The organism is Allobosea psychrotolerans (assembly GCF_002917105.1).
GTDB lineage: Bacteria > Pseudomonadota > Alphaproteobacteria > Rhizobiales > Beijerinckiaceae > Allobosea > Allobosea psychrotolerans.
The window spans coordinates 125324-136283 of sequence record NZ_PQFZ01000002.1; the positions used below are offsets into that span (position 1 = coordinate 125324).

A 10960-nucleotide genomic window follows, 5' to 3' on the forward strand; every position below is an offset into this window, starting at 1 on the left:
CCAGCTGAGATGCCAGGAACGATCCCGGGATGGAGCGCAGATGACAATGAGAGCATGGGTTTCGGCCTTGGCCGTCGTGACTGGGCTTTTGGCGGTCGATGTCGCTCAGGCGCAGACCACCGTGCGCATGAGCTGGTATTCCGACGGCAATGAAGGCGAGGTCGTCGCCGATCTCCTCAAGCGCTTCGAGGCCCAGAACAAGGACATCAAGATCGTCCTCGATCAGGTGCCCTACAAGGCGATCACCGAGAATCTGCCGGTCCAGCTCGCCTCGGGGCAGGGGCCTGACATCGCCCGCGTCGTCGATCTCGGCGGCATTGCCCGCTATGCGCTCGACCTGCGGCCCTATCTGAAGGATGCCGCTTACTGGGACGCCAATTTCGGCCCGTTCCTGGAATGGATGCGCCCGCAGGGCGACACGAATTCCATCCCCGGCTTCATGACGCAGCTCACCGTCACCGGGCCTTTCGTCAACAAGACATTGTTCGAGCAGGCCGGCATCGCACTGCCCGGCGCCAAGGCGACATGGGAAGACTGGGCCAAGGCGACGAAGGATGTCGCCACCAAGGTGCAGGCGCCGTTCCCCATCGCCATGGACCGTTCGGGCCACCGCTTCTTCGGCCTGGCGATCTCGGAAGGCGCGAAGCTGTTCGACGCCAAGGGCGAGCCCGCCGTGATCGATGACGGGTTCAAGCGCGCGGCGCAGCTCGTCTATGACTGGCACAAGAGCGGCGTCATGGCCAAGGAGCTCTGGGGCTCGGTCTCGGGCGCGGCCTATCGTGGCGCCAATGACGAGTTCAAGAACGCCCAGGTCGTGATGTACATGTCCGGCTCCTGGCAGATCGCCCAGTTCGACAAGACGATCGGCAACGCGTTCGACTGGGTCGCGGTGCCGACGCCATGCGGCCCCGCCGGATGCACGGCGATGCCGGGCGGCGCCGGGCTCGTCGCCATCAAGACGACGAAGAATCCCGCAGCCGTCGCCAGGGTCATGGAATATCTCGCCAGCGAACCGGTGCTCAGCGAGTTCTACAGCCGCTCGCTCTTCGTTCCCGGCCATATCGGCATCGCGGCGAAGGGGCTCGACTACAAGGATGCGAGCCCGTTGGCGAAGGCCTCGCTGAAGGTCTTTTCCGACCAGGTCGCGGGCCTGTCGCCGGTTGCCTATAGGCTGCAGGGCTATGCCAACAACCGCATCATCTTCAATGCGGTGATCAGCCGTGTCGGCCAGGCGATCTCGGGCGAAACCACGCTGGACGAGGCCTATAAGCGGGTCGCTTCCGACGTCGAGCAGCAGATCGCCGAGCGCAACAAGAAGTAGCCCGGTGACGCCTCCGCTTTCCCTCCGCCGCAGCGCCGCACGCTGGCTCGGCCTGTTCGTCGCGGCGCTGATGCGGCTGATCGACTGGCCGATGCGGGGGCTGCAGCGGCTCCTCGGCGAGCGCCGGATGGCCTATGTCTTCCTGCTGCCGAACCTGGTCTTCTTCTCGCTCTTCGTCTTCCTGCCGCTCATCATCAACGTCGTCTTCTCGGTGACGGGCGGGGCGGCCCTGTTCCCGTCGGAGCGGCCCTATGTCGGGGGCGGACAGTACGCCTATCTCTTCGACTGCGACAGCTTCCTCGACCCCGGCTCGTGCCGCGAGGACCATTTCTGGCGCGGCGTCGCCAATACGCTGCGCTTCACGACCTTCCAGGTCGTCGCCATGGTGCTGTTCTCGCTGGTCACCGCCGTGGTGCTCAACATGCGCATCCGCGGCCGCGGTTTCTTTCGCGCCGTCTATTTCTTCCCGGTCCTGCTCTCGCCCGTCGTGGTGGCGCTGATCTGGAAGTGGATCCTGCAGCGTGACGGCCTGCTCAATGCCGGCCTCACCGCGCTCGGCGGCCAGAAGATCCTGTTCTTCATCGATCCGGGCTGGGCGATGTTCTGGGCCATCTTCGTCTCGATCTGGGCGCATATGGGCTTCTACACGCTGATCCTGCTCGCCGGGCTCCAGGCGATTCCCGCCGATCTCTACGAGGCGGCGGAAATGGATGCGACGCCGCGCTGGCGCGCCTTCTGGCGCATCACCTTGCCGCTGCTCTGGCCCAATCTCGTCGTCGTCATCGTGCTGGCGCTGATCCGCGGCGTGCAAACCTTCGACGAGGTCTTCGTGCTGACCGGGGGCGGGCCGGGCACGGCGACGCTGATGGTCGTGCAGTACATCTACGAGACGGCGTTCTCCAACCAGGTGCAGAATTTCGGGCTGGCCGCGGCGGCCTCGGTTGTGCTCGGCATCGTGCTGTTCGGGCTGACGCTGGCGCAGCTGGCGGCGAGCCGCAGGAGATCGGCATGAATCGCGTCGCGCGCCTCCTGCTGGTCCGGCGCAAATCCGGGCGCTGGCATTGGACCGATATCGCCGCCTACAGCTATCTGGCGCTCGGCGTCGTGCTGATGTTCGGCCCCGTGCTCTGGCTCGTGCTGTCCTCGTTCAAGACGCAGGCCGGCCTGCTGGAGTTCCCGCCCTCGCTGCTGCCGATGTCGCAGCGCGAGGTCATGGTACAGGGCTTTCCGCAGCCTTTGCCGCTCTTCAGCGCGACGCTTGATGACGGCTCGACGAGGGTTCTGGCCCAGGTCCGGCGCATCGGCATCGTCGCGCAGATGGTCGATCCGGAGAACCCGGCCCAGCAGTTCCGGATACCGATCGACAAGCGCACGCCGGTGCGTGAATTCAAGCTGGCGACAGAGAACTATACCGAACCGCTCGAACGCTTCGCCTTCACGCGCTTCCTCGGCAATTCGGTCTTCGTCACGGTGGTGGCGACGCTGATCACGCTGCTGATCAACTCGATGGCCGCCTATGCCCTCTCGATCTACGAGTTCAAGGGCAAGAACGCCGCGATGCTGATGGTGGTCGGCACGCTGATGATCCCGATCACCATCATCCTGGTGCCGGTCTATCTGGTGATCACCAAGCTCGGCCTGGTCAATTCGCTCTGGGCAGTGATCCTGCCCGGCGCCGCGACGCCGACCGGCGTCTTCCTCCTGCGGCAATACATGCTGACCCTGCCGCGCGACCTGATCGAAGCCGCGCGCATGGACAAGGCCTCGGAATGGCAGATCTATTGGCGCATCGTGATGCCGCTCGCCATGCCGGCGCTCGCCGTGCTCGCGATCTTCTCGATCATGTGGCGCTGGAACGAGTTCCTCTGGCCGCTCGCGGTCCTGACCAAGACCGAGGTCCATACGCTGCAGATCGGCCTCAACGCCTTCCAGGGCGAGCTGCAGACGCAATGGCACTATCTGCTCGCCATGACGGTGGCGACGCTGGCGCCTGTCGCGCTGGTCTTCGTCTTCCTGCAGCGCTTCATCACCACCGGCATCGCCAATACGGGAATGAAATGACCGGAACGGGTTCTCCATGGCTGAACTGACGCTCAGCGGCATCACCAAATCCTTCGGCGCGACAACTGTGATCCATGCCGTCGACCTGCAGGTCGCGGATGGCGAATTCGTCGTCTTCGTCGGCCCGTCCGGCTGCGGCAAGTCGACCTTGCTGCGCATCATCGCCGGGCTGGAGGAGGTCACGACGGGGTCGATCGCGATCGATGGCGTCGACGTTACCGGGCGGCCGGCCTCCGAGCGCGGGCTCGCGATGGTGTTCCAATCCTATGCGCTCTATCCGCATATGAGCGTCTACAAGAACATGGCCTTTGCGCTCGAGAATATGGGCCTGAAGGCGCCCGAGATCGACGCCAGGGTGCGCCGCGCCGCGACCATGCTGCGCCTGAGCGACTATCTCGACCGAAAGCCCAAGGCGCTCTCGGGCGGGCAGCGCCAGCGCGTCGCCATCGGCCGCGCCATCGTGCGCGACCCGAAAATCTTCCTGTTCGACGAGCCCTTGTCGAATCTCGACGCCGAATTGCGCGTCGCCACGCGCAAGGAACTCGCCGGCCTGCATGCCGAACTCGGCGGCACGATGATTTATGTCACCCATGATCAGGTCGAGGCGATGACGCTGGCCGATCGTATCGTCGTGCTCCAGGGCGGGCGCATCGAGCAGATCGGCACCCCGCTCGAACTCTACAACAGGCCCGACAACCTCTTCGTTGCCGGCTTCATCGGCTCGCCGCGCATGAACCTGCTGCCGGCGCGCGCAGCAGGGCAAGGGGCCGTCGCGCTGGGCGAGGCAGGACAAGAGGTGGATCTGGGCCGCGAAACCGCGCTCACGGCTGGAACCTCAGTCACGCTGGGCATCAGGCCGGAGCACATCGCTCTTGCGGGGGAGGGCGAGGCGGGTCTCGCCATGACGGTCGATCTCGTCGAACGGCTCGGCGGTGAAAGCTATCTCTACGGCTCCGCTCCCGGGCTGCCGCAGATCACCGTGCGGTTGGACGGGCAGACCAGCCATGGCCGGGGCGACCGCGTCGCCCTGCGTTTCGCGCCGGCGCATCTGCATCTGTTCGACGCGGCCGGCAAGGCCCTGCGGCCCGACCGCGCCTGACACCGCCGGCAAACCCTCATTCTCGCAACCGCTCGTATCTGTCCTGCTGGAGCCCCGTGATGAAAGCCCTGACGCAAGGCCGCTATATCGGCCGCGATGGAGAAGCCGCCCTGTTCGATGTCGGACTCGGCAACACCATCGCCGTTCGCATTCTCGAAGGCGACATCGGCAGGGTCACATTGAAGCCGCAGGACGGCTATCGGCTCGACCGCGGCTGGTCGATCGCGCCCGGTGGGCTGGAGCCGTCCTATGAAGGGCGCCTGCGTGACGATCTGTCCGGCTTCGCGAACCTACAGGCGAACGTCCGCGAAAGCGAAGGCAGGGTGGAGCTCTCGGCCGGTGGCCTTTCCGCCGAGATCACGCTCGAGCCCTTCGGCATCGCCTGGCGCCGCAAGGGCGAGGAGACCCCCTTCCTGCGCGACCGGCCGACCCAGGCCTATCTCGCCTCGCCTCGCACCGGCGCCGTCGCGCATTACATGACGCGCGATTATCACGAGCGGCACTATGGCCTCGGCGACAAGGCCGGCCCGCTCGACCGCACCGGCCGGCGCTTCGCCATCGACGCCGTCGACCCTTGCGGCTTCGACGCCGAGCTCAGCGACCCGCTCTACAAGATGCTGCCGTTCTTCATCGTCGATGGTCCGCAGGGCGCCCATGGCGTGTTCTACGACAACCTCGCCACCGGCTCGGTCGATCTCGGCTGCGCGCTCGACAATTATCACGGCCTGTTCCGCTCCTGGCGCGGCGACGACGGCGACCTCGATTATTACGTCCTGGCCGGCCCGACCGTGCCGGCGGTGACGCGCCGCTTCTCCTGGCTCACCGGCGGGCAGGCCTTTGCGCCGCGCTGGTCCTTCGGCTTCGGCGTGACCTCCATGGCGATCGCCGATGCGCCTGATGCCGATGCCCGCATCAGCGATTTCATCGGCAAATGCGAGACACATCGCATTCCCTGCGACAGCTTCCATTTCGGCTCGGGCTATACGCAGATCGGCCATCGTCGCTACGCCTTCAACTGGAACCGCGACAAATTCCCCGATCCCGCCGCGACGATGGCGCGGCTGAAACAGGCGGGCCTGCAGCCGGTCGCCAATCTGAAGCCCTGCCTGCTTGACGACCATCCGCGGCTCCAGCAGGCCCTGGACCAGGGCATCCTGGTGAAGGACGGCAAGACCGGGGAGCCGGCGGTGGCGCAGTTCTGGGATGGGCTGGGCTTCCACATCGACTTCACCAATCCGGCCGGCCGGGGCTGGTGGCGCAACGGCATCGAGACCGCGCTGCTCGACTACGGCTTCACCACCGTCTGGAACGACAACAACGAATACGAGATCTGGGATGAGGACGCGCTCTGCCATGGCGATGGCCGCCCGTTCCGGCAGGCCCTGGCGCGCCCGGCTCATGCGCTGCTGATGACCAAGCTGTCCTACGAGGCGCAAGCCGCGCGCGAGCCCGGCAAGCGGCAATACGCGGTGACGCGCGGCGGCGGCGCCGGCATTGCCCGCTACAGCCAGACCTGGTCCGGCGACAACGAGACCGCCTGGAAGACGCTGCGCTACAACCTCACCCAGGGGCTCAATATGAGCCTGTCGGGCCTATTCAGCATCGGCCATGACGTCGGCGGCTTCCACGGGCCCACGCCCGGTCCCGAGCTCTTCGTGCGCTTCAACGAGTTCTGCGCGCTCTGGCCGCGCATGGTGATGAACTCCTGGAACGATGACGGCGTCGTCAACCTGCCCTGGATGTATCCGCAGGTGATCCCGCAGGTGCGCGAGGCGATCGGCTTGCGCTACCGGCTGATGCCTTATCTCTATACCCAGATGTGGCGCGCCAGTCGCGACAATGAGCCCGCCGTGCGCCCGCTCTTCTACGATTTCCCCGACGATCCGGCGGTGCGCGGCATCGATGACGCCTTCATGCTCGGGCCCGACATCCTGGTCGCGCCGGTGCTGGAGGAGGGCGCGACACAACGCGAGGTCAACCTGCCCAGCCATGCCAGCGGCTGGTACGACTGGCACACCGGCCAGCATTACCGCGGTGGCGGCGTGGTCAGCGTCGAAGCGCCTCTCGGGCGCCTGCCACTCTTCATCCGTGCCGGAGCCATCGTCCCGGTGGGCGATGCCGAGCGGTTGAGCCCGGTGCGGGAGCTGCTTGCCTTCGGCGCGGATAAGGATGCGCGCGGCGAGCTTTACGAGGATGATGGCGAGACCACCGGCTGGCGCGACGGCAGCGGCCTGCTCAGGAGCTTCTCGATCAAGGACGGCGTGCTCTCGGTCCGCAGCGAAGGCCGGTATCGTCCCGGCCTCGACACGATCCCGCTGCGGAGCATCGGCAAGGCACAGCCTTAGAGCATTTTCGAGCGAGGTGGACACCGGTTCGCGTGAAGAAAATGCGATAAAACAAAGAGTTAGAGCATTCACGCGATTCGGAAAAGCGCGGAAAGGCGCTAGGCTGCTTGCGCCATTGCTATAACCCTGCGGAATAATCCATCCCCGATTTCGACTTGGACAGCTTGGGATAGTCGCCCCCACTATTCCGTCCAAATAACGGAAAACGAGGGGATCGAACGATGAAGCCGTCAGTTCTGGGGCTCGCGAGCCTGATATTGGCCGCCTGCCTGCCGGTCGCGGGCTCGGCCCAGGAAAGCCTGCTGCGTGTCGCCGGGGATGGCGATGTCTCGACGCTCGACGCCCATCGCGCCAGCGCCACCAGCGACAAGACGCTGGTCGGCTGGATCTATAACGGCCTCGTCCGTTTCAAGCCGGGCAGCGCCGACCCGAAGGATATCGAACCTGATCTCGCCGAACGCTGGGACACCTCCGCCGACGGAAAGACCTGGACCTTCCATCTGCGCCAGGGCGTAAAGTTCCAGGGTGACTGGGGCACGCTCAGCGCCGACGACGTCGTCTATTCCCTGCAACGCTCGGCCGATCCCAAACGCTCGACCTTTTCCTCGGATTTCTCGGCAGTCGAGAGGGTGGAGAAGGTCGACGATCTCACCGTCCGCATCACGCTGAAATATGCCGATGTCAATTTCCTCGGCCGCGTCTCCAACTATCACGGCGGCAATATCGTCAGCCGCAAGGCGGCGGAGGAACTGGGCGACAAATTCGGCAGCAAGCCCGTCGGCACCGGCCCCTTCGCCTTCGTCGAGCAGGTGACGCAGCAATATGTGAAGCTCACGGCTCATCCCGGCTATTTCCGCGGCAAGCCGAAGATCGACACGATCATGGTGCGCGTGATCCCTTCCGACAGCGCCCGCGAACTCGCCTTCACCTCCGGCGAAATCGACCTGATGTATGGCAAGCGCGAGCAGCGCTGGGTCGATGCCGCCCGCCGCCGGCCCGGCTTCAATGTCGAGATCTTCCGGCCCGGCGAGTTCCGACTCCTGCACATCAACCAGAGCATGCCGCCGCTCGACGATATCCGCGTGCGCCGCGCCATCGCGGCCGCGATCAATGTCGACGACCTCGTGCGCTATGTCGGCAAGGATGTCGGTCCCAAGGGCTGCTCCGTCGTTCCGCCGGGCTATCTCGGGGAAGACTGCTCGGTCCGCTACAGCTTCGATCTCGCCAAGGCGAAGGCGCTGCTGGCCGAGGCCGGGCACAAGGACGGCATCACGCTCAAGGCCATCGTCTCAAACATCTCGGCGCAGCAGCCCTTCATGGAGATCATGCAGGCGCAGCTCGCCAAGGCCGGGATCAAGCTTGAGATGCAGGTCGTCGACCACCCGACCTATCAGAGCCAGACCCGCAAGGATCTGAGCGCTCTCGTCTTCTACGGCGCAGCGCGCTTCCCGATAGCCGACACCTATCTCAGCGAGTTCTTCCATTCGCGCGCCACTGTGGGCACGCCGACCGCCGCGACGAATTTCTCGCATTGCGCCGTCGCCGACAAGGAGATCGAACAGGCCCGTACTGCGCCTGACGCCGAAGCCCAGAAAGCTCTCTGGAAAGAGGCGCAGCGCAAGATCATGGACAATGTCTGCGCCATCCCCCTGTTCGAGCTGCGTCAGGTCTGGGCCCGCAGCGACCGGCTCGATTTCGGCTACGAGCTGAAGGGCGCGCTGAACCTCGCGCCGCCGATCACCGAGGCCACCACGCTGAAGCCGCGCTGAGAGCGGCTGCAGTGACGGATGGGCACTTGCCATGACGATATCGCGCCAGCTCGCGGACTACGTCGCCACTGCCGGCAGGCAACTGCTGACGGATGATCTGCGCGAGGCCGCTTGCCGCAGTGTCCTCGACCTCGTCACTGCGGCCGCCGCCGGGATCGCCGCGCCCGGACCGCGAGCGGTTCGCCAGGTGGCGCGGATGACGATGGCGGGCGGGGCGCTTCCGGTCTGGTTCTCCGGGCAGACGGCCGGCCTCGCCGGAGCGGTCTGGTGCAACGCCTCCTCCGCGGCCGCGCTCGATCTCGATGACGGTCACCGCTTGGCGCGCGGCCATCCCGGTGCGGCCGTCATCCCTGCGGCCTTCGCCGCCGCGCAGGAGATGGACACGACGACAGAGGAGCTGCTGCAGGCGATCGTCATCGGCTACGAGGTTGGCGTCGCAGTCGGGGCCGCGCGGCGCTTCTATGCCAATACCGGCATGTGGTCGGGCTATGGCGTCGTCTCGGCGCTCGGATGCCTCAGGCGCACGCCCCCGGAACAGCTGGCCCATGCCTTCGCCATCGCCGGCATGAGCGCTCCCAACCAGCTCCATGCCGGATTCGGGCCGGCCTTTCGCGCGCAGGAAGGCAGCGACGTCAAGGAAGGCATAGCCTGGTCGAGCCTGACGGCAGTGAATGCGCTCCTGCTCGCCGAGGCCGGCCATACCGGGCCGCTCGGCCTGCTCGACAATGCGGAGCATTTCCGCCTGGACGGACTGGCCGGCGACCTCGGCGGCCAGGGCTATGTCGCCCGCAGCTACATCAAGTTCCATGCCTGCTGCCGGCATGTCCATGCGCCAGTCGAAGCGTTGCTCGGCCTGCTCGCCCGGAACCGTATCGATCCGCAAGCGATCGAAGGGATCAAGGTCGCGACCTATAGCGGAGCCCTGCGCCTCGCCAATCGGCCGCGTCCGCAGGGCTTCACCGATATCCAGTTCTCTATTCCCTATTGCCTCGGCCTGGTCGCGGTAGACGGACCGGACGCCTTGCTGCCGCTGACGGAAGCCGCCCTCGACCGGCCCGACATCGTCGCCCTCGCGGAGAAGGTCTCACTGCGCCTCGATCCCGAGCTCGACGCCCGTTTTCCGGCCGAGACGCTGTCGCACGTCACCATCCGCGCCGGCGGACGCGAATTCGTCTCGCCCGTCACCGCGCCGCGCGGCGAGGCATCCGCGCCGCCGTCATGGCGCGATCTCGAAGACAAGCTCCGGAAAGCCTGCCGCTTCGTCGCGACGCCTGCACAGCAGGAGCAGTTGCTCGCCGCATCCAGCCGGTTGCGAGCTGGCGACCATGCTCCGCTGCTGGATGCCTTCGCGACGATCCGGCTCAGCCCGGGGTGAGGATCGTTCGCGAAATCTCGGCCGCGGCTTCGCGTGCGCCGTCCAGGAAGGCATCGACGAGCCGGGCGTTGCGGCTGTCGCGGATGCGGCAGAGCTGGAAGTCGAGCTGAACGGCCGGCTCGAAACCTCGTATCGCCACCTTGCCCCGCAAGCCCCCGACGGCCGATGGATGAACCAGCGATACCCCGATACCGGCGGCCACGAACTCGCATAGCGTCGGTGAAATGCTCACGACCATGACGATCTCGGGGGCTACTCCGTGAGCGTCGAAAACCTGCCCGATGCGCCGGCTCGTAAAACTCTCCGGATCGAATGAGATGAAGGCGGTTCCGTCGAGATCGCGAGGCGTGATCACGCTCTTTTCCGTCAAGGGGTGGTCCAGCGGCAGGATGCAGACGAGTGGATGAGCCATCAGCGGCTCGGAGACGATGTAGGGGTTGTCGATCGGTGAGACGGTGAATCCGACGTCGAGCTTTCGGGTCACGAGCCCGTCGGCGATCCATTGCGAGCTGCGCGACTGCACCGAGCAGAACACACCCGGCTGACGGGCGAGAAAGCGCGTGGTCGCCTCCCTTATGAAGGCGCCGGAGAGCGCCGGCATGACGCCGATCAGCAGGCGGCTCTGCTCGTCGCGGCGGATCGCCTCGACCGCGTTCTCGACCTGGCGCACGCCGGCGAAGATCCGGTCGATCTCCTCATAGAGCCGCATCCCGCGCCGGGTCAGCACGAGCCTTCCCTTCACGCGGTCGAATAGCTGGAGAGCCGTGTCCTCCTCCAGATGGGCGATCAGCTTGCTCATGGCAGGCTGCGAGATGTTCATCATCTCGGCTGCGCGGCTGACCGTGCCGTATTCGATCACGGCCTTGAAGGCCTCGACCTGTCGAAGATTGAGCCGTCGCGCCATTGCATAACCCTGGAGAATAGCATCGAGAGAAAAACGACTTTGACGAAATACAATAAGGCTTCCTAACGTCAAAGCCGGCAAGGGAA

8 protein-coding genes are annotated in these 10960 nt (G+C 65.6%); 7 read left to right on the top strand and 1 reads right to left on the bottom strand.

The genetic code is table 11. The features are described 5' to 3' along the window. Positions 1–40: 40 nt before the first annotated feature. The 7 genes from CYD53_RS03635 (at position 41) to CYD53_RS03665 (ending at position 9970) form a co-directional block, all read left to right on the top strand. Positions 41–1321 carry an ABC transporter substrate-binding protein gene (locus CYD53_RS03635; RefSeq protein WP_103716785.1) on the top strand — a complete coding sequence of 427 codons (1281 nt, stop codon included), beginning with the start codon at positions 41–43 and terminating at the stop codon, positions 1319–1321. Positions 1322–1391: 70 nt separating this feature from the next. Beyond that, positions 1392–2333 (top strand): carbohydrate ABC transporter permease, encoded by a 942-nt coding sequence (locus tag CYD53_RS03640; protein WP_103717091.1) that lies wholly within the window; start codon positions 1392–1394, stop codon positions 2331–2333. Then, positions 2330–3382, top strand: a complete 1053-nt coding sequence (locus CYD53_RS03645) for a carbohydrate ABC transporter permease (RefSeq protein WP_103716786.1) — start codon at positions 2330–2332, stop codon at positions 3380–3382. The genes CYD53_RS03640 and CYD53_RS03645 overlap by 4 nt, the downstream gene beginning before the upstream one ends. Before the next feature lie 16 nt (positions 3383–3398). Next, positions 3399–4481: an ABC transporter ATP-binding protein gene (locus CYD53_RS03650; RefSeq protein ID WP_103716787.1), complete on the top strand. Its 1083-nt coding sequence runs from the start codon at positions 3399–3401 to the stop codon at positions 4479–4481. A gap of 59 nt (positions 4482–4540) precedes the next feature. Further along, a complete protein-coding gene (locus CYD53_RS03655; RefSeq protein WP_103716788.1) occupies positions 4541–6826 on the top strand; it encodes a glycoside hydrolase family 31 protein in 2286 nt (761 codons plus the stop codon). A 221-nt stretch (positions 6827–7047) separates the two neighbouring features. After that, positions 7048–8595 carry an ABC transporter substrate-binding protein gene (locus CYD53_RS03660; protein WP_103716789.1) on the top strand — a complete coding sequence of 516 codons (1548 nt, stop codon included), beginning with the start codon at positions 7048–7050 and terminating at the stop codon, positions 8593–8595. A gap of 31 nt (positions 8596–8626) precedes the next feature. Continuing rightward, positions 8627–9970, top strand: a complete 1344-nt coding sequence (locus tag CYD53_RS03665; RefSeq protein ID WP_103716790.1) for an MmgE/PrpD family protein — start codon at positions 8627–8629, stop codon at positions 9968–9970. On the opposite strand, the gene CYD53_RS03670 is transcribed toward CYD53_RS03665, so the two are convergent. Continuing rightward, positions 9957–10874, bottom strand: a complete 918-nt coding sequence (locus CYD53_RS03670) for a LysR substrate-binding domain-containing protein (protein WP_103716791.1) — start codon at positions 10872–10874, stop codon at positions 9957–9959. The genes CYD53_RS03665 and CYD53_RS03670 overlap by 14 nt on opposite strands. Between the last annotated feature and the right edge of the window lie 86 nt (positions 10875–10960).

What these genes read in the sequence shown, in the direction of transcription:
- CYD53_RS03665 (WP_103716790.1), top strand. Translation starts at nt 8,627, where the DNA reads ATGACGATATCGCGCCAGCTCGCGGACTACGTCGCCACTGCCGGCAGG.
- CYD53_RS03650 (WP_103716787.1), top strand. Translation starts at nt 3,399, where the DNA reads ATGGCTGAACTGACGCTCAGCGGCATCACCAAATCCTTCGGCGCGACA.
- CYD53_RS03655 (WP_103716788.1), top strand. Translation starts at nt 4,541, where the DNA reads ATGAAAGCCCTGACGCAAGGCCGCTATATCGGCCGCGATGGAGAAGCC.
- CYD53_RS03660 (WP_103716789.1), top strand. Translation starts at nt 7,048, where the DNA reads ATGAAGCCGTCAGTTCTGGGGCTCGCGAGCCTGATATTGGCCGCCTGC.
- CYD53_RS03645 (WP_103716786.1), top strand. Translation starts at nt 2,330, where the DNA reads ATGAATCGCGTCGCGCGCCTCCTGCTGGTCCGGCGCAAATCCGGGCGC.
- CYD53_RS03635 (WP_103716785.1), top strand. Translation starts at nt 41, where the DNA reads ATGACAATGAGAGCATGGGTTTCGGCCTTGGCCGTCGTGACTGGGCTT.
- CYD53_RS03640 (WP_103717091.1), top strand. Translation starts at nt 1,392, where the DNA reads ATGCGGCTGATCGACTGGCCGATGCGGGGGCTGCAGCGGCTCCTCGGC.
- CYD53_RS03670 (WP_103716791.1), bottom strand. Translation starts at nt 10,874, where the DNA reads ATGGCGCGACGGCTCAATCTTCGACAGGTCGAGGCCTTCAAGGCCGTG.